Source organism: Variovorax rhizosphaerae, from assembly GCF_037889975.1.
Classification (GTDB): Bacteria; Pseudomonadota; Gammaproteobacteria; order Burkholderiales; family Burkholderiaceae_C; genus Variovorax; species Variovorax rhizosphaerae.
This window is the reverse complement of record NZ_JBBKZT010000043.1, coordinates 1-20,799: the sequence shown is the minus strand read 5'-3', so window position 1 is coordinate 20,799 and position 20,799 is coordinate 1. Positions and strand designations below refer to the sequence as shown.

21 protein-coding genes and 2 pseudogenes are annotated in these 20,799 nt (G+C 62.7%); 11 read left to right on the top strand and 12 right to left on the bottom strand.

Annotation, left to right across the window (positions count from 1 at the left end; genetic code table 11):
- Window positions 1-10 precede the first annotated feature (10 nt).
- The 4 genes and pseudogenes from WKW82_RS38145 to WKW82_RS38130 form a co-directional block, all read right to left on the bottom strand.
- Window positions 11-190, bottom strand: a pseudogene (locus WKW82_RS38145) (transposase); the annotation flags it as partial.
- A gap of 548 nt (window positions 191-738) precedes the next feature.
- Window positions 739-1,191: a response regulator transcription factor gene (locus WKW82_RS38140; RefSeq protein ID WP_340348438.1), complete on the bottom strand. Its 453-nt coding sequence runs from the start codon at window positions 1,189-1,191 to the stop codon at window positions 739-741.
- A 53-nt stretch (window positions 1,192-1,244) separates the two neighbouring features.
- Window positions 1,245-1,604 (bottom strand): hypothetical protein, encoded by a 360-nt coding sequence (locus tag WKW82_RS38135; protein ID WP_340348437.1) that lies wholly within the window; start codon window positions 1,602-1,604, stop codon window positions 1,245-1,247.
- A gap of 264 nt (window positions 1,605-1,868) precedes the next feature.
- Window positions 1,869-2,852: an ABC transporter substrate-binding protein gene (locus WKW82_RS38130; protein WP_340348436.1), complete on the bottom strand. Its 984-nt coding sequence runs from the start codon at window positions 2,850-2,852 to the stop codon at window positions 1,869-1,871.
- A 336-nt stretch (window positions 2,853-3,188) separates the two neighbouring features.
- Here WKW82_RS38130 and WKW82_RS38125 point away from each other — a divergent pair, with 336 nt between their 5' ends.
- Complete coding sequence (locus WKW82_RS38125; protein ID WP_340348435.1) at window positions 3,189-3,551, top strand: hypothetical protein; 363 nt, start codon at window positions 3,189-3,191, stop codon at window positions 3,549-3,551.
- A 293-nt stretch (window positions 3,552-3,844) separates the two neighbouring features.
- Here WKW82_RS38125 and WKW82_RS38120 read toward each other — a convergent pair whose 3' ends face one another.
- A complete protein-coding gene (locus WKW82_RS38120) occupies window positions 3,845-4,126 on the bottom strand; it encodes a hypothetical protein (RefSeq protein WP_340348440.1) in 282 nt (93 codons plus the stop codon).
- On the opposite strand from WKW82_RS38120, the gene WKW82_RS38115 reads away from it, so the two are divergent.
- Entirely contained in the window at window positions 4,013-4,879 is an 867-nt protein-coding gene (locus WKW82_RS38115; protein ID WP_340348434.1) for an alpha/beta fold hydrolase, read from the top strand. The two genes, WKW82_RS38120 and WKW82_RS38115, sit on opposite strands and share 114 nt — an antisense overlap.
- Before the next feature lie 426 nt (window positions 4,880-5,305).
- Here the strand turns inward: WKW82_RS38115 and WKW82_RS38110 are convergent, their stop codons facing one another.
- On the bottom strand, window positions 5,306-5,563 hold the full coding sequence (locus tag WKW82_RS38110) for a hypothetical protein (protein ID WP_340348433.1): 258 nt from the start codon (window positions 5,561-5,563) through the stop codon (window positions 5,306-5,308).
- A gap of 860 nt (window positions 5,564-6,423) precedes the next feature.
- Window positions 6,424-7,056, bottom strand: coding sequence for a class I SAM-dependent methyltransferase (locus WKW82_RS38105; RefSeq protein ID WP_340348432.1), 633 nt, complete (start codon window positions 7,054-7,056; stop codon window positions 6,424-6,426).
- Window positions 7,057-7,350: 294 nt separating this feature from the next.
- Here WKW82_RS38105 and glgC point away from each other — a divergent pair, with 294 nt between their 5' ends.
- Window positions 7,351-8,733 carry a glucose-1-phosphate adenylyltransferase gene (gene glgC / locus WKW82_RS38100; protein ID WP_340348431.1) on the top strand — a complete coding sequence of 461 codons (1,383 nt, stop codon included), beginning with the start codon at window positions 7,351-7,353 and terminating at the stop codon, window positions 8,731-8,733.
- A gap of 572 nt (window positions 8,734-9,305) precedes the next feature.
- On the opposite strand, the gene WKW82_RS38095 is transcribed toward glgC, so the two are convergent.
- The 3 genes from WKW82_RS38095 to WKW82_RS38085 all read right to left on the bottom strand — a co-directional run bounded on the left by WKW82_RS38095 (window position 9,306) and on the right by WKW82_RS38085 (window position 13,070).
- Complete coding sequence (locus WKW82_RS38095; protein WP_340348430.1) at window positions 9,306-9,476, bottom strand: hypothetical protein; 171 nt, start codon at window positions 9,474-9,476, stop codon at window positions 9,306-9,308.
- 58 nt (window positions 9,477-9,534) lie between these two features.
- The gene (locus WKW82_RS38090) at window positions 9,535-10,512 is read right to left on the bottom strand and encodes an acyl-CoA dehydrogenase (RefSeq protein WP_340348429.1); all 978 of its coding nucleotides are present in this window, start codon (window positions 10,510-10,512) and stop codon (window positions 9,535-9,537) included.
- A 134-nt stretch (window positions 10,513-10,646) separates the two neighbouring features.
- Window positions 10,647-13,070, bottom strand: a complete 2,424-nt coding sequence (locus WKW82_RS38085; RefSeq protein ID WP_340348428.1) for a catalase — start codon at window positions 13,068-13,070, stop codon at window positions 10,647-10,649.
- A gap of 269 nt (window positions 13,071-13,339) precedes the next feature.
- Between WKW82_RS38085 and WKW82_RS38080 the strand changes: the two are divergent.
- The 4 genes and pseudogenes from WKW82_RS38080 to WKW82_RS38065 all read left to right on the top strand — a co-directional run bounded on the left by WKW82_RS38080 (window position 13,340) and on the right by WKW82_RS38065 (window position 15,487).
- Window positions 13,340-14,037, top strand: a pseudogene (locus WKW82_RS38080) (glycosyltransferase family 2 protein).
- 6 nt (window positions 14,038-14,043) lie between these two features.
- Complete coding sequence (locus WKW82_RS38075; RefSeq protein ID WP_340348427.1) at window positions 14,044-14,280, top strand: hypothetical protein; 237 nt, start codon at window positions 14,044-14,046, stop codon at window positions 14,278-14,280.
- Window positions 14,277-14,807, top strand: a complete 531-nt coding sequence (locus WKW82_RS38070) for a DUF421 domain-containing protein (RefSeq protein WP_340348426.1) — start codon at window positions 14,277-14,279, stop codon at window positions 14,805-14,807. The genes WKW82_RS38075 and WKW82_RS38070 overlap by 4 nt, the downstream gene beginning before the upstream one ends.
- A gap of 167 nt (window positions 14,808-14,974) precedes the next feature.
- On the top strand, window positions 14,975-15,487 hold the full coding sequence (locus WKW82_RS38065; protein ID WP_340348425.1) for a low affinity iron permease family protein: 513 nt from the start codon (window positions 14,975-14,977) through the stop codon (window positions 15,485-15,487).
- Between the two features lie 509 nt (window positions 15,488-15,996).
- On the opposite strand, the gene WKW82_RS38060 is transcribed toward WKW82_RS38065, so the two are convergent.
- Window positions 15,997-17,160: a zinc-dependent alcohol dehydrogenase gene (locus WKW82_RS38060; RefSeq protein ID WP_340348424.1), complete on the bottom strand. Its 1,164-nt coding sequence runs from the start codon at window positions 17,158-17,160 to the stop codon at window positions 15,997-15,999.
- A 237-nt stretch (window positions 17,161-17,397) separates the two neighbouring features.
- Between WKW82_RS38060 and WKW82_RS38055 the strand changes: the two genes are divergently transcribed.
- Together WKW82_RS38055 and WKW82_RS38050 are read left to right on the top strand one after the other, a co-directional pair.
- Window positions 17,398-17,868, top strand: a complete 471-nt coding sequence (locus tag WKW82_RS38055) for a DUF4142 domain-containing protein (protein WP_340348439.1) — start codon at window positions 17,398-17,400, stop codon at window positions 17,866-17,868.
- 83 nt (window positions 17,869-17,951) lie between these two features.
- Complete coding sequence (locus WKW82_RS38050; protein WP_340348423.1) at window positions 17,952-18,680, top strand: SDR family NAD(P)-dependent oxidoreductase; 729 nt, start codon at window positions 17,952-17,954, stop codon at window positions 18,678-18,680.
- A gap of 58 nt (window positions 18,681-18,738) precedes the next feature.
- Here the strand turns inward: WKW82_RS38050 and WKW82_RS38045 are convergent, their stop codons facing one another.
- Window positions 18,739-19,110: a hypothetical protein gene (locus WKW82_RS38045; protein WP_340348422.1), complete on the bottom strand. Its 372-nt coding sequence runs from the start codon at window positions 19,108-19,110 to the stop codon at window positions 18,739-18,741.
- A gap of 383 nt (window positions 19,111-19,493) precedes the next feature.
- Here WKW82_RS38045 and WKW82_RS38040 point away from each other — a divergent pair, with 383 nt between their 5' ends.
- Both WKW82_RS38040 and WKW82_RS38035 read left to right on the top strand, forming a co-directional pair.
- Entirely contained in the window at window positions 19,494-19,709 is a 216-nt protein-coding gene (locus WKW82_RS38040; protein WP_340348421.1) for a DUF3606 domain-containing protein, read from the top strand.
- Between the two features lie 91 nt (window positions 19,710-19,800).
- Window positions 19,801-20,406: a cysteine hydrolase family protein gene (locus WKW82_RS38035; RefSeq protein WP_340348420.1), complete on the top strand. Its 606-nt coding sequence runs from the start codon at window positions 19,801-19,803 to the stop codon at window positions 20,404-20,406.
- Window positions 20,407-20,799: the final 393 nt, after the last annotated feature.

Genomic DNA, 20,799 nt, shown 5'->3' with positions numbered 1-20,799 from the left:
CCGCCTAAATTCGGGCGCCCGCAGTCCAGGCCCGCCCTCGGGCGGGCCTGGACTGCGCATCCTCGCGCCATCGCTGCAGCGTCCCCACCCCAATGCCCACTTCGCGGGCCACCACCTCCATCGCCGAACTCTCCGGCGGAAGCAACCTTGCTACCGCTCGGTCCTTGAATGCTTGTCCGTATCGCGCCACTTTCATCCTTCATCGCCGCCCCCAGGTTCTTGGTTCTATCGGGGCGACAACAATTCTGACGCGGGGGGGGGGCCAAGACGTACGCTGCAATGGCGGTGTTGGCGCGGGTGACAGCGGCATCGATTCGCTCGTCCCCTTGGTTGCCTTGACGTACTTGCGGGCGGCGCCTGTAGTTCCAACGCTGCAGCCTGTGTCATCCCTTTGTCGCGGGCGCGGGCGCGGGCGCGTGCGACTTCGGCGGCCTGCTGGCCGTGCTGGCGACATGCGGGCACGGCAATGAACTTCGTAACTTCCGGCACCAAGGCAAAAGACGCGGCGAACGCCCGCTGCAAGTCGTCACCAGCAGGTGTTGCGGGTTGAGCCGCCGCTCGGAGACTGAAGCCACAGAACAGGAAAGCCGCGACGCGAAGGCGAACTGGCATCCAGTGAATCAATGCGATCTCCTTGGCGTCTGAATGCGCTTGCTAGCAGCGTCGGTGTGGAGGCGGGACTCGCACCGCGTTCGACTCGGCGTCTCGTCCCTCGCCCCAAGCATGGGGCGCAAGCCATCATCGTTGTGGCGCGGTCAATCGGCAAGGTGTCTTGTTGCGCGGTTGGCCTTGCGTCCCAACGACTCGGGTCAACGTCCGCTTGCCGTGGTCGCAAACTTGATTGCCGCCAGCAAATTCTGCGCTTGAGAACGGCTTTCTCAAAAGTTGCGTGGCGCCCGCCTCGGACGCCAGGCGAGGGAGCGAAACATCGTCGCTTGCGGTGATGAGAACGTCGGGAACCTGAAGGTCCGCGGAGCGCATTCGGGAAAGGACCTCAAGGCCCGTCATCCCTGGCATGTGCACACCGATGATTACGCACGCCGGCAGATGAGCAGGCAGTGTCGCCATGAGGAGCTCGCCTGAAGAAAACTGGGCCACGCGGATTTGTGCGAGCCGTAACACCCGCGCCAGCATGGTCCGTATCGCCGACTCGTCATCCACGACCGCAATGAGAGTTTCAGGTGCGAGCATCGCCGACGGTACCGCGTCTTACGTGCGGGTGACACTGTCCTTTAGTTCAGTGCTCAAAGGCACGTGCCCTGCCGGCTGGCCTCAAAGCCAACCGGTTCGAGCCGTCGCCGAATGCATACCCCCATCGACTGACTCGCCACGTGAAGGGCACGCAATCTCGAAGCCATGTCTATTCGTGCGAGAGGTGGCGACATGGCGGCGACGGCATCTGCTTTGTGCCCGTATTCGCGCGTGGTGCATATTTCATGCGACGAATTGAAGCAGAGCCGATCCCCGGAATCGCGTAGCGTTTCATCGGCGCGTTGAGTCATGCTTGGCTGTCCACCAATATCCTGGCTGGCCTGTTCGGCATGAACGATGGCGGAATGCCGCTGGCGCAGGAGGAGCAAGAGGTCCTGGGTTGCCGTCGTCATCGTCGTCAGCGCTTCTCTGCCACCGCCGGCTGGCTGGCGTTGCGCGATCTAAGGATCGCTCGCTGCGATCGCTTCCCGCACGGCTCGCCTCCCCTGCCGGCAACGAATGGAAATGGGAGAAATTTACCGGTGTATTTCAGCCGCACGTCGAAGTGATCGCTGGTGGCCAGATCGAGGCCAGCCGTGGTGTTGAACCTTGTTCTTCGGAATGTCGCTGCTCACCTGGAGCGAGCGGGCGCCCGGTGCGCGACATGGCGAAACGCTTCAGTCGATGACAGCATCCGCGCGTAGCAGCAGGGATTGCGGGACCGTCAAGCCAAGCTTCCTGGCAGACCTCAAGTTGATCACCATGTCGAACTTGGTAGGTTGCTCGATTGGAAGGTCGGAAGGCTTTGCGCCCTTGAGTATTCTGTCCGCGTAACCAGCCGCCCTACGATACACATCGCGAATGTCGAATGCCCAGGATACCAATGCCCCCATCTCGGCGGCAAGGCTGATTGGCCCGATGACTGGGATCCGGCCTGTGCGAGCTCGCTCTAGAATCTCTGGCAGGTTGTTATAAAACAGGCCTTCGGCACCCATAACCAGCGCGTCAACGGGCGCACGTTTTATCGTCTCGAATGCCGGGCCCAGTTCACCGGCGCTGGCAACCGGAAGAATCAGCAACTTCAGACCAAGTTGCTTGGCGGCAGCCTCGTTTTGGGCCACGTAGTGGGCGTACTCGACATTGGTCGGGTTGGCCAAGATCGCTATCCGTGTGGCGCCGACGACAGCCTCGTGGGCCAGTTCAAGGAACTTGCCCCAGTTCGAAAGCGGTTGGCTCAAACCGGTCACGTTGCCGCCCGGGCGGGCGAGGCTATCGACCAGGCCAAACTTCACCGGATCGGCTAGCGAGATTGCCAAGATCGGGATCGACGTGGTTGCCTGCTTGGCTGCCTGCGTCGCCGTCACTCCGGACGTGACCACAATGAGATCAACGTTGAGCGCGACCAGTTCGCGGGCCAGAGCCGGAAAGCGTTCGTAGTGCTGGTCTGCCCAGCGGTACTCGAAGATGACTTCCTTGTCCTTATTCCAACCAAGTTCGCGAAGGGCCGCGATGAAAGCCGGAATCAAGTCGCTTGCGACGCCGGATTGCGGTGCGTTGCCGAGAACGCCGATCTGGCGCACGCGTCCTGCTGGTTGCGCATTCACTGCGATCGGCACAACCAGCGCACAGCATGCGAGTAAAAGTTTGCGACGGCTTTTCACTGGGGACCACCTTCGTTCGCGCGCAGCGCGAGATTGACCTGGAGCGCGAACATAGCCTTGTCATTCTGCGCCGATGTGGACTGGCGCGACGTTTCGTGGTCGGAAGAGTCGAGCTTGCCTGTGAACCCACACGCCGGTGGGTCGAGGCTACGCACTGATCAGCATCTGGAGCATGCCTACCGCGCATTCAACGCACATCGCTCTCGCCTGCGCGCGCCACCTCCAGTGACGGGCGTCGCGCGTAGGCGCGTGCCATAACGACGCCCGAAGACACAGAGGGCCAAGTGTCTTCAGAGCCCTACTCGATACGCACTGCGTAGGTGACAGTCGCCGCCCTTGCTCATGCCCTTGAGCGTCGTGCACGCCAACGACGTGCTTAACGAAGCCGAAGTCGAGCATGCGAGTGCCAAGGACCTGATCGCCCAGATTCAAGAAGCAAGCGATCTGGAGGACAAGTTTGATGCGATGGTGACGGTAGTCACCGAATACGTCGGCCACCACGTCAAGTTAGAGCGCAATGAGATTTTACAAGGGCGCGCGCCGCTCGAGGCTTGGACCTCTTCGCCATGCGCGAGACGCCGGCGGCCCGCAAGGAAGAACTGCTGTCTGAACTGCAGGGCGCAATTGCCTGACTCAGATCATTTTCAAGGCTTCCACCGAATGACCCGCTGCGTACGCGAAAGCATGCCTGTGTGCTGAGGGTGCCGGCGCCGTCTGGAAAGCCGCGAAGATCTTCTGCTTGGGCTTGACCTCATGCGCTTGCCCGGATCGAACTGGAAGCTGGCGGCGCCTGAACGCTGCGCATGCCCCTTCGTTGTGCGACGGGCCGCGGCGCAATGACTACGTGGTGCGCGGTGTCGTCCCACCCCTGGCATCCCCTCCCCACCCTAGTTTCGTGGTTGAACCGACGAGCATCGCTCTCCAACCCCCACCAGTTTGTATGCCACACCGGAACCATCATGAATTCTTCTCACTTCAAGGCCCTCGCTACTTCACGCGGCGCACTGACCGGCGTCGCAGTTGCCGCCACCGCTGCGACCGCAGCGTGGACCGATTAAAAGGCTCGCCGCGCCGAACGCGAGCATCCACCCAAGGGCCTTTTCACGGAGATCGACGGGATTCGCCTGCACTACGTTGATCGGGGGGAAGGCCCACCCGTCGTGCTGCTGCACGGGAACGCCGTGACGCTCGACGATTTCAACGCGAGCGGCCTCATCGATCGGCTTGCGAAGGACCATCGCGTGATCGCGTTCGATCGGCCAGGCTTCGGTCACAGCACTCGTTCGCGCAGCAAGCTGTGGACGCCCGCGGCGCAGGCAAATCTCATTCGCGCTGCTCTCGCGAAGCTGGATGTGGACCGTCCCACCATCGTGGGGCACTCGATGGGCACGATGGTCGCGGTGGCACTTGCGCTCGAGTACCCGGACGATGTGCGCAGCCTGGTGCTGCTGGGCGGCTACTACTACCCAAGCGCCCGCCTGGACGCATTGATGACCACGCCGGTAGCCGTGCCAGTGCTGGGTGACGTCTTGCGCTACACGGTCACCGCTCTTGCAAGCCGGGCGATGATGAATGGCGCGGTCAAGGCGATGTTTGCACCGAACCGCGTACCCGCTAATTTCTTTCGGACGCTTTCGCGAGAAATGATGCTGCGCCCGGTGCAGTTGCGCGCAAATTCGGAAGATGCCGTTTTCATGGTGCCGGCGGCGCTCGCAAACAGCAGGCGCCACGGCGAGCTCCGGATGCCGGTGACGATCATCGCCGGTGCTGACGACAAGGTCGTCGACCCCTTGCAATCGAGGCGCCTGCACGACGAGTTGCCGCAAAGCCGCCTGGTCGAGGTGCCGGGCGCTGGCCACATGGTTCACTACGCGGTGCCAGATCAGGTCGTGGCTGCGATCGTCGAGGTGCCTGCCATCGCGAGCGGGCGAGTGAGCGACGCGGAAACCGATTCGCCGGCACGCTCGATGCAAGCGCGGCACGATATGACGTGGCAAGACGCCGAGGACGCACGCATCGCGGTCTGATTGAGAGTCCCTTTTCAAACGAGGGCTTGGACATTCGCGTGCTTGCCAAGCCACACAAGTGCGGCATGCAAGTTGCGTGAGTCGATGAAGCGGTCAGAAAGCATTTCGCCATCCGACATTGCGTGCAACCAGATGGATCGCACCCCACACTGTTTCTCCGAGCGCTTGTCGGAGCAGCGCTGCTCGGAGCGAACAGCCGCTGGCGCGGGGCTTTGTCCAGGCGTGCGACGATGTCGGCGCCGCGCGCACTTGGCCGCCTGCTTCGGTTTCTACAACGGGTGGCCTTCGCAACAGTCGCACGACGGGCGCACGCCCGTCCACGTTGTGCGCCGCCCCCACCGGGTCGATCCGCTCCTTGCACACCTTGTACGCCTCGACCGATTACGTGACGATGGAGGTCACGCAACATACGCTTCTAGACCTCCGCTAGCGAGACTCGCGGTCGATGACGCCACGCAGCTTTTCGTCAAGTACAGGCACCTTCCCGTTCATCAAACGCGTCCGAGCCTCCTGGACAGCGGCCTTGTGCTGTTTCTCCGGCAAGTCGCGTCCATTCAGATAGGCAGCGACCAAGGCCTCAGCGGCTTCACGGAAAAGTGCCATGTCGTACTCCCTGCCTTTTAAGTGGCGGTTGACCGATGGGCAGGTGCGGGCAATGCACTGGGGGTTGGCAGTGGTGCGCATCCACAGACTGCCGCCAATATGAAGCCTCGCGTTTCGCCCCAAATCACCCAGTATGCGCGCACGGGTGCGTTCGTCTCTCGTTTCGCTGCATCCACAGGCACCAGCAGTGATCAGTGCGCGTTTGCGCCCCATCAATGTGTAGGTTACCTCCGGGGCAGCAGACGCCATCCGCGCAGGTGCACGCATGTATAGGGTTCTGTTTTACCCGAGGTCCGATATCATCCCCAACATCGTTTGAACTGGGATGGCTCCGTTCAGCCTCGGCTTGGTCACGAACGCGGGCGCCGCCTCGCACGACCTTGTGCGCGACGTCGTTCCCCACTCGGGCCTCCGTGCGGTTGCGGCGTCCACCATGATGTCGTTGCGCAAGAGCTTGCGCAACGGCCGCTTCTGGATCGACCATTCGCTGAGCTACCGCTCGTGCGAGCAGATGCTCATCTCCCCGATCGAGGGGACGCGTGTATACCTGCCCACGCTGGCAACGCCGGCGTCAGGCGGCCCACTGCTCCTCCCTCCCCGATACCCTCGCGGCTCGGCGTCGCGGCTGGTAGCCGAGGGATGGGAGAGGTGTTCGCTCGACCTCGATGCTTGGCGCCTTCTCCACCGGCCCATCTGCCGCAGCGGCGTTGCGCGGTGGCGGCTACGACATTCTGATGCAAGCCGCGGATGCAGGCGGTTAGATTCAGGCTCCAGTCACCCAGAGGTCCGCGCCAGCCACAAGTCATACAGGTCGCTCCGAACAATTCTCCCCCCGAACTTGGTCTGAACAAGGTCGGCCATACAAGCGAGGAAGCCATTACGCATCGGCTCATCGAAGGCCAGAATGTTCGAGAATGTGTTGAGCAGGTCGCAGTACTGAGCTACGCCGTACTCTCGATCGCTTCGATAGCGCCGATGCGCAATCTCGGCGAACAGCCGTGAGCTTGCCAAGTCAGTGCGCTCTTTTGGCAGGCTCTCGAGTATTGGGGAATGGAACGCGGGATCGTGATCAGGATCCCAGCGTGCGTAACATGACTGACTTGCCTCAAGAACGGGTCGTCGCCAGTACGAACCCCCCAATGAGTATCAATGACCGCTAAAGTGCCGCCGGGCCGCAAAGCGTACACGCACTTCTGTATCCGCCTGTCGGGATCGAGCCAATGAAAAGCGGTCGCGGCCACGACCAGATCAAATGGCTGGTCCGGAAGTACCCACTGATCGAAATCGGCAACTATGACCTCGGCACGTCCGAAACGTGAAAGCTTCTCGCGGGCAACGTCAGCGAGGTTCGCACCAAGCTCGACTGCCACCAAGAACACTTCGAGTTCTGCCAGGGGCACCGTGAGTTGACCTATGCCACAGCCGATCTCCAAGACCCGACCTCCCTCACGCAGGGCCGTGAAGTCCAAGAGGTCGTTGATCAAAGCCCGCGGGTAGCCTGGCCGCGCGCTGTCATATAGCCGCGCGACCTCATCAAACGACTCACGTCGACGGACGCCGAAGTTAGTGGTCATCAAATCGCTCACTCTCATCTGGTGCAGGTGACTGCGCGCCGGCTGCCCGAACGAATAGCGTCAATTTACCTGCGCCTTTCAGGTCGATCAACGGAATGTCCATGGCGGTCTGGCTGCCGCGAGGCCGCTTCGGCCGGAGCGTGCAGAAAATGCCGACAACACCCCCGCGGCGCATGCGATAACCACGAAGTGCGCCGGCGCCGTCGGGGTTAGCTGCGCGAGCTCGCTTGGAGCAAGGGGCGCGCGGTGGAGAAGAAAGGTGTGGAGTTCTGCCGGAAGAATTCGGAGACGCCCATGAAACAGTCATTGCCGTCGAGGCCCGGCACCATCGTGTCGCCACTCGTTTCAACCGCAGACAGCCATTCACGGCGGCGCGGGCCTGGCACTGAGCTCGCCGATGCGCAATTGGCGCGTCATGCCGTCGCAGTAGTGCTTGCGAGCGGTCGCGGCGCGCGACTGCGTCAACTGAGCTTGAACAATGCCAAGCCCGCACTTGACTTTGGCGGAAAGTTCCGGATAGTCGATTTCGCTCTGTCCAACTGCCTGAACTCCGGCATCCGCCGTATGGCGGTGCTGACGCAGTACAACTCGCATTCGCTCATCCAGCATGTACAGCGCGCGTGGAGCTTTCTGCGCGGAGAGCTCAACGAAATGGTCGACGTCCTGCCGGCCCACCAGCGCGGCGGCGAGGAGGACTGGTACCGCGGCACCGCGGACTCTGTTTACCGGAATCTCGACATCCTGCTTCCGTCCGCCGGCACGCCCCGCTATGTGGTAGTCATGGCTGGCGACGACGTCTACAAAATGGACTATGCAATTCTTTTGCGGGACCACGTGGCTCATGGTAGGGGCTGCACGATCGCATGCGCAGAGATTCCGCGGGCGGAGGCATCCACTTACGGCGTGATGTCCGTGCATGACGACTTGACCGTCGCCTCCTTCATCGAGGATCCCGTCGAACCGCCGTCCATGCCCGCCCGACCGGATATATCGCTGGTCAGCATGGGAATCTATGTGTTCGATGCGAGCTACCTGGTGGAGTTGCTTGAGTCAGACGCGCTTGATCCGCATTCGTCGCACGATTTTGGCCGGGACATCATTCCCATGACTGTCGCGCAATCGCGAGCGGTTGCGCATCCTTTCCATCGCTCGTGCGTGACCCGCGACAGCTTGCCCTCCGCCCCACCCTACTGGCGCCGTATCGACACGTTGGACGCATTTCTGGCGGCCCATCTGGATTTGGCTGCTGTCATCCCTGCACTTGACCTGTATGACGCGCAATGGCCCATCTGGACTGATCAGAGGCAACTGCCGCCCGCGAAGTTTGTCTTCGACCTGAACGGGCAGCCGGGCCTTGTCATCAACTCGACGGTCTCCGCCGGCTGCGTGATCGTGGGGTCGCAGATCAAGGACTCGGTGATTTTTTCGGCCGTGCGCGTCATGTCGTTCTGCGACATCCTGAAGTCGGTGCTGATGCCCGGCGTGCAGGTGGGTGCGGGATGCCGGTTGCGCCGCGTCATCGTGGAAGGCAACTGTGTCCTTCCCGAGGGCTTGGTCGTGGGCGAAGATGCTGCTGCTGACCGCACGCGGTTTGAAAGGACGGGAGCTGGTACCGTGCTGATCACAAAAGCAATGCTCACGCACCTTGCCCAGGAAAATGTACCGAACGCCCCGTGAACCTTGATCGGGGCTAATGCCGAACATTCGGTGCGGCCCATTGGAAACGTCGCGCGATTCCCCGCTGCGCGGCATCAATATCCGTGCACCCACTGGACGCGCCTTGCAGCATCGACCGGACCCTCCCTCCAATTGCACAGCACAACAAGGCATTTCCGAAGCACGGTCATGCGCGTCGCGTGAAGCTTGAGCTTTTTTTAGAAGAGCGGTGATGTCAACCTCTCAAGCAGGTCGCAGCGATCGTGACAATCGTCGCGCTTCTCGGTGGGTATTGGTGGCGGCGGTCATCGCGCTGCTGCTGGCGCTGGCCTACGTCACCCTGGCGCGCGGCAGCCTGCGGCAGACTCCACCCCCAGCTGGATCTTCAAACGCGCGCCGGCGCCGCGCGAGTTGCGAGTGACAGAACCGGGACAGGGCGCTCATCGGGGCACGATTAATTCGATATTCAATCTTTGGTCTGCGCCGCGGCGCGTCCAAGGCTGGCTGAAGCGCCGGCTTTGAGCGTACGCACGCGTGTCCCAGGTCCGCGGGCGTCCACTGGTTCGATCCTGGATAGCTTGCCGTGCCATCCGTCACAGCGATGGCGCAGACTTACCCATCAGTTTCCGCGAGCCGGCCCACCAGCCCGGGCCCACCGCCTGCACCTCGTCATCCAGATGCGTTGCCTCGACCATGGCGCGTGCGCCTTTGGCAACGAGCACCTCGGCCGTGACGGACGGAGGCTCGCTTCTGCTTCGAGCCATGGCAGCGCCAGTCGTGCTCCGGCGCGCCGGCGCTTGGTCGATCAGGCGATCCCGCTCATCACAACACCCATGGACAAGGGCCAGCCTGGACCACGCGCTGCCCCAGCGCTGCGAGGTCGCGTTCGGCATGGCTCTGGCGCATGAAGACCGGCAGGTCGGCCATCGCCAGTGCGAACCTGGCGTTGCGGCACAGTGGACCAGCACCGAACGCACGGGCGGCGTGGCGCATCACGGACTCGCCTGCGCCCTCGATTGCCAGACGGGTACGCAGTGCCAAAGTCTCGGCATTGGCGCGGGGGTCCGCATCGATGGCCGCGGCGGCCTCGCGCAGCAACGCGTCCGCGCCGGCCATGGCCACATCGATGGCGCCCAAGTGCGCGAGTCGGTGCGGATCGCGGCTCGTCGCGGACAGCTCGCGGGCCATCTCTGCAATGCCCAGCGCACCGCCGAACCAGCAAGCTGCAATGCCAGCGCCGCCATGCCAGAAGCCGGGCCGCCGTGTGTAGTCGCCGGGTGAGCCGACGAGCATGCCATGCGCGTCGTCGAACTGGACGTCCACGCTCTGCGACGCCGCCATTCCTACGGCTTGCCAACCGGACTGCGTGACCTGCACGCCCGGCTGCTGCATCGCGACCGCAGCGAGGCAGGGCTCGCCAGCTTCGTTCCAGCCGCTGACCACGGCATGGGTCACGCTCGCCGCGCCGGAGCACCACGCCTTGGTGCCACGAATCCTGATCGAATTCCCCTCGCCCTGCGAGAGGAACGCCAAGCGGGCGTCCGGCGGCTCGGCACACCAGGTGCCCCAGCGTGAGCGGTCCGGCGGCGCAGGCCCCTCGAGCTCATGCAGGATGGCCAGGGCGTCGGTATGTCCTTCGAATAGCTTGACCAGCGAAAGATCGTGCGCGGCCACTGCGGCAAGTCGGCGCCATCGCTGAAGTGTCAGGCCGCTGCCGGGCAAGGGCAGGTTGTCGAGGCCTGCGGCAACCAACTGCGCCAGCGTGAGGCCTTCGCCGTGCTCGTGCTGAAGGCGGGCCAAGTGGTCGCTACCGCCGCAAAGCCCGTCGCCGTTATCGCGAAACGCATGTGGCGGTTGTCTAGCGTCGACGGCACCCCCTGCGCACTCCGTACGTCCACGAAGCTGTTCCGCCGCGAAGGATGCCGAAGTCATTTTCAAATCTTCGGGGAATCGTTCTCTCGACCAAAATGCCGCTGCCGCCCCAAAGCCGCCACGAAATCGGCGATGGCCTCGTCAGCGCTCGCGGCGGCGGCAAGGATCAGTCCCGGGTCCGCCTCGCCATCCGGCAATGCCATCGGGATCTGCGCTTCGACCAGCAATGCTTCGGATGCGCCAAAAGCGAGGATGGTCTTGCAGTGCCAATACTGGACGCGCAAAAACTCGAGCGTGTGGGCGTCTGCATCCAGTGCCTGAACCGCTTCTTCCCCGTCGGGCAACACCAACGCGTCGAACAGGAACCCTGGCGAATTTTCCAGCGTGGCATCGGCTGCGAACTTCTCGCCCCCGACACCGACGTAGGTGCCCAGGCGTGCGCCGACCAGACGGGGTACCGCGCCCGCTGCGACAAGTGCCGAGACCACCTTGCCAATCGATGAGCCTTCGACACCGGGCGCCACCAGCACGGCCACCTTGCGCGTGCGGATCCCTCCGTCGCCAGGGCGTGCCGTGAGCGACAGTGCGGGCGAGCGTTCCACCTCCGGCGGCGTCGGATCATCGAGGGCCTTGGGCAAGGGCGCCGGCAACTCCATGCCCAGATCCAGCGCAAGGCGAGCGCCCAGTTCCGTTGACGCGTTCAGCAGGCTGGCCACCATGCGCTCGCGAATGGCCGGAACGGTGACCTTGGACAGTTCAAAGCGAAACGCATTGCCAATATGGGCCTGCTCGACCGGGGTCTGGCTTTCAAAGAACAAGCGCGCCTGCGTGTAGTGGTCTGCAAACTTGTCAGGCTTGATGCGCACCTTGTCGGCGCTTTCCTTGGCGTCCAGGCGGCGCGCCACGCTCGCGAAGCCCTGCCCCGCGCCGGCCTGGAACGGACAGCCACCGGCCAGCGAATTGGGCTCGTAGGCGACGCGGCCACGGTGGATCGTCTGGCGGTGCATGCCGTCGCGTTGGTTGTTGTGCACCTGAGCGACCGGTGCGTTGATCGGCAGTTCATGAAAGTTCGGTCCGCCGAGGCGGCTGATCTGCGTGTCGACGTAGGAGTGGATGCGCCCGGCCAGCAACGGATCATTCGTGAAGTCCAGTCCCGGCACGATGTGCGCCGTGCAGAACGCCACCTGCTCGGTCTCCGCGAAGAAGTTGTCCGGGTTGCGGTTGAGCACCATGCGCCCGACGATCTGCACGGGGACCAGCTCCTCCGGGATCAGTTTCGTCGCATCCAGGATGTCGAAGCTGAATGACTCGGCCTGCTCCTCGGTGAAGATCTGCAGGCCGAGTTCCCATTCCGGGTACTCGCCCGCCTCGATGGCTTCCCACAGGTCGCGCCGATGGAAGTCCGGGTCGGCCCCAGAGATCTTCACGGCCTCTTCCCAGACCATGGAGTGCGTGCCAAGTTTGGGCTGCCAGTGGAACTTGACGAGGCAGGACTCACCCGCTTCGTTCACCAGGCGAAAGGTGTGCACGCCGAAGCCCTGCATGGTCCGGTAGCTGCGCGGAATCCCGCGATCGGACATGACCCACATCAGCATGTGCGTCGACTCCGGCATGAGCGAAACGAAGTCCCAGAACGTGTCGTGTGCGCTCGCTGCCTGTGGCATCTGGTGGTGCGGCTCGGGCTTGACGGCGTGGACCAGGTCGGGAAACTTCATTGCATCCTGGATGAAGAAGACGGGCATGTTGTTGCCCACGAGGTCCCAGTTGCCCTCATCGGTATAGAACTTGACGGCAAAGCCGCGCACGTCGCGCGCCGTGTCCTTGGATCCGCGCTCTCCCGCCACCGTCGAGAAGCGCACGAACACCGGCGTCACCTTGCCCGCTTCCTTGAACGGCGCGGCCTTCGTGTGCTGCGTCAGCGGCTCGTAGCACTCGAAGAACCCATGGGCGCCCGATCCGCGCGCATGCACGATCCGCTCCGGGATCCGCTCATGATCGAAGTGCGTGATCTTCTCGCGCAGGATGAAGTCCTCCAGCAGCACCGGTCCGCGCGCTCCCGCCTTGAGTGAATTCTGGTTGTCGGCGATGGGGACGCCTTGATTCGTCGTCAACCGCTGGCCGCTCGAATCGACGCGCACGCGATCCAGCGTGTCGACGGTAGCGTTCACGCCTTCCGAGGCGACGGTGCCGGTCTTGCTGGAGAAGTTCTCTTCGGACAAGGTGCTCGCACCAGGCAACCTGGACGGCGGGTCGGCCGTGACGCCTCGGGGTGCCTGGGAAGCGTTGGCCTCCCCATGCTCCAAGGGCTTGTTGGTGTTCGAAGGGATCGCGCTTGCAAGCGACTGGGTATCGATTGCCTTCTGCGTCGGCAGGTCGCCCTTGCCAGCCGCTGGCGGCGCGGGTTCGGCAGGAGCGCTGTCGGTGTTGCGTGCAGCTGCGTGAGCCGCATCAAGCTGCGCGGTGGAAGGATTGGGTTTCTTGGCCATGGCGTCTCTGAATGTGGGGCTGCGACCCGCCGACGCGGGCCACTTGTAGGAGACGTGCCATTCCAGACAAGCGGCGGCAAAGGACGGACCCGCCCACCCCAGGGTGACGCCGCTATCGCTCGCAAATGTTTGCGGACATTTCCTTCCTGTCCCTCGGCGCGGTCGCCTGCGAACGCCTACAGCGACTAGCTCTGTCGACCGACGCGAGCCTTCGCGGCCCGGGACCTAGCGTGCCGCCTCAACCACATTGGCCAGAGGGAATTCCAACCATGCTCGGAGTTGTCGTGCCCGCCCACAACGAAGCGGACCTGATCGATGAGTGCATTCTTCGCATCCAGCAGTGCGCACGCAACCCGCGCTTGCATGGCGAAACTGTGGAGCTTGCGGTGGTCGCCGATGCCTGCACGGACACTACCGCTTTCCTGGCCGCAAGAGCCGGCGCGCTGACCCTCGAAATCAATGCGCGCAATGTCGGCCTGGCACGCGCGGCGGGGGCGAATTTGCTTCTGGATCGCGGTGCACGTTGGCTCGCGTTCACGGACGCAGACACCCTGGTGTCGGGCGACTGGTTGGCCGAACAGGCGCGGATGTGGTTTGCGGCACGGTAGGAGTGGACGACTGGACGCCACATGGCGAGCACGCCGACCTGCTTCGCTGGCATTTCGGGGAGACTTACACGGATTCGGATCATCACCGTCACATCCATGGCGCCAATCTGGGTGTGTCGGCGGCAGCGTATCGTCGCGCGGGTGGCTTCCCCGACCTGGCTTGCAGTGAAGACGTCGCACTGATCGCTGCCCTGGAAGCCTCGGGCGCCCGGATTGCCTGGAGCGCACGACCGCGCGTCTCGACAAGTGCACGGCGCATCGCACGCGCCGCGGGCGGATTTGCCGACGCCTTGATGGATGCCGTGGCCGATCGGCTGCGTACGGGTGCCTTTCCCGCCGTGTTGACAAGCAGCGGATGAACCGCGATGGCGCTACTCGACATGATTCAATGGCCGGCCTTCGCGGCCTCGGTTGCGGCGGCCTATATGGTGGGATCGAATGCCAAGGGCCGCCGCAACGTGGGGTTCTGGATCTTTTTGCTCAGCAACCTGCGTTGGGTTGTGTGGGGCCTCCATACCAGCGCGTGGGCCCTGATCGCGTTGCAGGTGTGCTTGGCGGCTCTGAACATCCGCGGCCTGGTCAGAACGGAGCCCAGGGCATGACCGGACTCGCCGATCTCTTCGCGAAAGAGTTTCCCGTGTGGCACATGGTGGTGCGCGGCACGGTGGTCTACTGGTTCCTGCTCCTGGTCTTTCGCTACGTGCTGCGCCGGGATGTCGGATCGAGGGGCGTGGCGGACCTGCTGTTTGTGGTACTGGTGGCCGATGCCGCTAGCAACGCCATGCAAGGCGAGTACAAGTCGATCACCGACGGACTCGTGCTGCTCACGACGCTCATTGCCTGGAATTTCGGCCTGGACTGGCTCAGCTTCAGGTTCGCGTGGGCCGCAAAGTTCCTCGAGCCGCAGGCCGAGGTGCTGGTTCGCCATGGCCGGGTGAACCGCAAGGCGATGAAGCGCGAAATGATCACGATGGAAGAACTCGAGGGCAAGCTGCGCGAAGGCGGGGTCGAATCGCTTTCTGACGTTCGCATCGCCCGGCTGGAAAGCGATGGCCAACTGAGCGTTTTCACCATCGACGGGCGCAAGCCGGGCGACGACGTGCAGGAAAGCGGGCCGCCTGGTCGGTGAGTGCCATGCAAACTCGCTCCTGCAATGCGATAGGTCGTGACCACCGTCCCTATGTCCGTTGAGATATCGCGAAACAGGAAGCGGCTGCGTTGAACAACACAATGAGTTGAACCCTTGGTGTGGCGGTCGTCAGTTGGTAAGCAGGCCCGCGCGCTATAAAAACGGGCATGAAAAATACCGATTCACAACCAAAGGACTCCGCGCTCGGCTCAATGCCCAATACCAGCAGCGCGGCCTATGCGGAGCATTCGCGCCTGCTTTCCGCTTTCGACAGATTCGCCAGCCGAATCACGCGCTGGGCTGGCTCGCCCACCGCCTTCTGCCTGGCGCTCTTGGCGGTGTTCGTGTGGGCTTTGACCGGACCGGCCTTTGGCTACTCAGAAAACTGGCAACTGGTCATCAACACCGGCACCACGATTGTGACGTTCCTGATGGTGTTCCTCATCCAGCAGAGCCAGAACAAGGACAGCGTGGCGCTTCATCTGAAACTTAATGAACTGCTGGCCTCCAGTCGCGGCGCGAGCAACCGAATGATCGGCATCGAAGATCTGGACGAGCAAGATCTGCGAGAAGTTGCAGAGTTTTATGTACGGCTCGCACAGCGCGCAAAGAATGCCGGGCCGCGAAAGGAAACACATTCAATCGATGAAGAAGGCATGCCGACAGACAGTGGGAAGTGAATCCAAAACCAGCGGCCACTACGTCCGCTTCGGGAACGGCGCCGCTCTACCGCTCCCGCGGCGCTGCAGCCCCCGTGTCGGTCCTACGCCTTGACTAGCACGGCTGACCACAGGTGTGCGAAATCTGCACCACGTTGCGCCTTCCCACACATGCGCGCCGGGACCGACCTCAGGCGTAATGGTGTCCTGGGGGCGGCGCATTTTCGCAGCGCTGTCAATGCCGAAATTGCAGGCTACGCGCCCGCATCATTCGGCTGCCACTTGTCCACGCGTTCCTCGGGTCACGTGCCCCACCGGTCGCGAAGGCTGCGCACCATAGGACTGCGGGGGGCGCCTCCCGCATGCCGAAGGCGGCACCGTGAGGTTTCATCCCACCTCGTCTACTGCATGAGTCGCGGCGGGCGTGGAGGGTACCCATTGTTTCGTCGTTCTTCTTTCATGGCTGTTCCTTTCAAAACCGGAGCCGAACTTTGGAACGTCCAGCCGTCTCTCCGAAACGTCGAAGGCGGTCAGGGGGTGAGTACGACCTTGCGGCACTCCTCCTCTTTCTTCTCGAAGATTTCATACCCGCGCGCGGCGTCCGCCAGCGGCATGCGATGCGTGATGATCACTTCAGGCTTGAGCTTGCCGTTGCCGATGTGCTCCAGAAGCTCCGGCATGTAGAGTTGCGCGTGGGTCTGCCCCATCTTGAAGATCAAGCCTTTTTCGAAGGCGTCGCCGAACAGGAAGCCGTGGATAAAGCCGGCATACACGCCGGGCACGCTCACCACCCCACCGCGCCGCGTCGCTGCGATGCATTGGCGCAGCGCCTTGCCACTGGAGCCTTCGAGCTTGACAGCGGTCAGCGCCGTCTCCAGGGCACTCCCCTTGGCTTCGAAACCGACGGCGTCGATGGTTGCGTCCACGCCGTGACCGCCGGTGGCGTTGAGGATGATTTCAGCGGGGTCCTCGTCCTTGTCAAAGTTGATCGGAATTACCCCGTAGGTCTCCCGCGCGAACTCAAGCCGGTAGCCATGGTGGTCGACCATGAAGATCTGTTCGGCCCCCAGGAACCGGGCTGCTGCTGCGCTCATGAGCCCGACCGGGCCTGCGCCGAAGATCGCGACGCTTGAGCCCGGACCGAGCTGCGCGTTGACCGCCGCCTGGTAGCCCGTGGGCAGAATGTCGGACAGGAAAAGCACCTTCTCATCGTTGAGCGCATCGGGAATCTTGAGCGGCCCGACATTGGCCTTGGGTACGCGAACGAACTCTGCCTGCCCGCCGGGATACCCTCCGTAGAGATGGCTGTAGCCGAACAGACCGGCCCCGGCCGTCAAAGATTTCTTGTTGAGGATGGCGCCGCGACCTGGATTGGTGGTCTCGCAGCCTGCGAACAAGGATTTGGTGCAGTAAAAGCACGACCCGCACGCGATGACAAAGGGGATCACGACGCGATCGCCGCGCTTGAGCTCGGTGACGCCGCTGCCGGTCTCCTCCACCACACCCATGAACTCGTGACCGAGGATGTCTCCATCTTTCATCATTGGAATCTTGCCGCGGTATATGTGCAGATCCGAACCACAGATGGCAGTGGCGGTCACGCGCAGAAGAATGTCGTCGTCCGCCATCAGAACTGGATCGGCAACGCTTTCCACCCGAACGGTTTTGGAACCTTGGTACGTCAACGCTTGCATGGGAGGACTCCTTGGATTGCGCAGCATCCTCGGCGCCAACGCTGCTTGCGTCGGTGCAGCCAGAGGTCTGCGGTAGGACGGCTCCCACTGTGGAATCGGCGGGAAGCGCATCACTCCTCGCGCTGCCCTTCACTACTTTTCCTGGCGACTTTTCAACACTCCTAGGAGCGACACCATGCCCTCTCGTCCCATTCGCGCTCTCGCCGTTGCGGGCGCTTTGCTTGTACTGCGTTCACCCTGTCGGTCTATGCCGCCGATGTCCCTCCCAAAGCCGACCAGACGTTCATGACCAAGGCGGCGGGAGGCGGCATCTACGAAGTGGAGGTGTCCAAGATGGCCGCTGCCAAGGCTCAGAGAGCGGACGTCAAGTCCTATGCGGAGATGCTGGTCAAGGACCACACGGCGGCAAACGACGAATTGAAGCAACTCGCCTCCAGCAAGGGTGTGAGCGTGCCCAGCGAAATGCCTGCTGAAAAGAAGGCCAAGCTCGACAAGCTGTCGAGCTCGAAGGACATCGACCGCGATTTCGTGCGCGAGGTCGGCCTCGACGACCACAAGACGGACATCGCGCTGTTTGAAAAGGCCAGCAAGGAAGCGAAGGATGCCGATGTGAAATCCTGGTTCGGCAAGACCTTGCCGACCTTGAAGAGCCATCGCGCGCAGGCCGAGAAGCTCAGCCACGGCGACAAGATGACGATGAAGCACTGAAAGTTTGGAGCACACCATGCCAGCCGACATTTCCAGTCGTCCCCTAGCCGTCGTCACCGGCGCCTCTTCAGGCGGGCTACAACTTGGCAAAGTGTTGTGCAGAGGGCGGCTATGACCTGCTGCTCGCCGCCGACCAGCCGCTGGAAGAAGCCGCGCTCGATTGCCGCGCGCTTGGCGCGGCAGTCGAAACGTTGCAGGTCGACTTGGCCAGCGAAGAAGGCGTGGACAGGTTGATCGCGGCTCTGGGCGACCGCCCCGTCGGGGCCTTGCTCGCGAATGCCGGGCACGGCCTCGGCAAGGGATTCCTGGAGCAGGACTTCGCCGCCATCCGGCATGTGATCGACACCAACATCACCGGAACCGTGTACCTGTTGCACCAGCTCGGGAACAGGATGCGCGGCGACGGGGGCGGCAAGGTCCTCATCGCGGGCTCGATTGCTGGGTTCATGCCCGGCAGTTTCCAGGCTGTTTACAACGGCACCAAGGCCTTCATTGACTCCTTCGCGGCGGCATGGCGCAACGAAATGAAGGATACGGGCGTGACTGTGACATGTCTCATGCCCGGCGCAACCGATACCGAATTCTTCGTGCGCGCCGACATGCTCGACACCAAGGTTGGCACCGAACAGAAGATGGATCCTGCCGAGGTCGCCAAGATCGGCTTCGACGCGATGCAAAGCGGTGAGGCCGACGTCGTCGCGGGGCTCAAGAACAAATTGCAGGTGATGATGACCAAGGTTCTGCCGTCACAGATGCTCGCAGAGGAGCACAGAAAGCAGGCCGAACCCGGCACGGCGGAGAAGCCCAAATAGTCCTCCGACGCTTAGCTGGCGCCCGATTGTGCGAGTTCGCCGCGGGAGCGGGGTCACCTCAATGTTCACGCCTGAAGTGGAGATCGCCTAACGGTACTGGGATTGCCCATCGAGGACCCATCGTCAAAGCTGATGTCGAACATGCAAGCGCCGAATAATCGGGGCGCTCATTCGAGGCGGCGGCCGGGTTCAGGATTTTTCCGACGATCAGACGAAACTCGCGGCCGTCCTTGATGCTCTTGCAACCGAGGAGGCGGGCTTTGACGATCCGAACGTTCTTGCCCGGGTTGCTGTCGCCCTCTGGTGTTTCGCAATCATCGTTGCCGTCAATCAGATCGGCATTGCGGCAACGCTGGTGAATACGCTTTTCATGCCGTGGTCGGTAACGGTCGTCGTCGCCGCGGCGATCGCCTTCGGGAGGGGTGGGCACGGTGTGGCAGAGGAAATTGTGAGGAAGCGGTGCGGCAAGGGCAACGAGGCGGCACCCAAGATTGCCACCGCGGCCGATAACGCGATCTCTTCTCTCCCTCCATCACGGTCCTATGGCCTCTCACGGCGACGGTGACCGTCGGCCCTGCGCGAAGTTGAAGTCGACCTTGCGAGAGAAGCCGCCGAGATTGGTCATAGACCCTGAAGTCACCGACACGTGCCTGCCCGGCGTCGTTCGGCTTCCGCCATCGGCCGTCAACGAAGTCGCGAGTATGCTTCGGTCGCTTTAGAGGCGATGTTGCGAAATGCGAACGCGAGCGGTTCCTACATCGCGATCGCCCGCCGTTTCGTAGGCTGTGCCTCCTAGTTAAAGGAGTACGCAACATGGTCTACCCAGCCCACCCCGAAACGGATCGTCTCGATCCATCTGACGAAGCGTCGCTCGATTTGTGGGCGCGCAAGCTGGACGTCACCCCCGCTCAGGTGCAGGATGCCGTTCGTGCCGTAGGTACTCGAGCATCAGATGTTGAGTTGCACCTCAAGGGCAGCCGCAGCACGACAACCGAGGAGCGGGTGAAGGCACAGCACCGTCATTCGTGACGTGTGGTGGTCGACCTTCCCGACCCGGCTTTGCCAGCATTCCCCAATGAACGCTTGAAGCGGAATTCTTCCCCTCAGACGCATCGAAGTCATGACCGCCAATGCCAGTAAACAGCTTGCACGCGGGGCACCTGTCGGCCATACGGCGCTGATCATCATGGACATGATCAGCTGCTGGGATTTTCCAGATGCAGACAAGCTGCAGCGCTTCGCTCGCCGCATCACCCATTGCATCGCGCGACTGGCCGGGCGCTGTCGGCGAAGCGATGTTCCGGTGATCTACGCCAACGACAACCGCGGCCGTTGGCGCTCCGACTTTCCGAAGCTGGTCGATCTGTCCCTGCAGTGTGGCGGCGCGGCGGCGGAGATCACCCGCACGCTCGCGCCTGCTGACGACGACTATTTCGTGCTCAAGCCGATGCACTCCGCCTTCTATGGCACGCCGCTGCATCTGCTGCTTACCCATCTGAATGTGCAGCGTCTGATCATCACCGGTGTTTCGAGCGATCAATGCGTAATGACGACAGTGGCCGAGGCTCGCATGCGCACGCTCGATGTGGTGGTGCCGCGCGACTGTGTGGCCTCGCAGTCGACGCGGTGCAACGAAGTGGCGCTGCGCCAGTTCGCCGATGTCCATCGCATCGCTACCACGCCCAGCGCCCGGCTGAGATTGCTCCATCGGCCAGCGAACGACTAGGGCACGCATACCCGACGCGGGGATTGAAACGAACGGCCACGAGGTCGACAAGGCCTTCGAAACGACCGACCTCCTATTTCAAAAGATTCCTTAGCGGGTCGGCGTTCCGGTCCCTTCTGTCAGCGTGGCCTAGCCTGCGCGCACTTTCCCGTGCCTTTGCCGCGGCCGCCCCTTCCACCATTCCAGACGCCTTGACGGGCGCAGCCGGGTTTCTAGCTTCACGCATCGACCGAATGTCAATTCGTCCTTGGCATGCACTAGCAGGCCGTTGAAATACCGGTCGCCTTGAGCCAAGATCGAGCTCATCAGATCGATGAAGAGGGAAGCGCCGATGCGAGGAGCCGACAGCTATAGCGAGAGCCTGTTCACTACGGTGAGGCTTGAGTCCTTCGT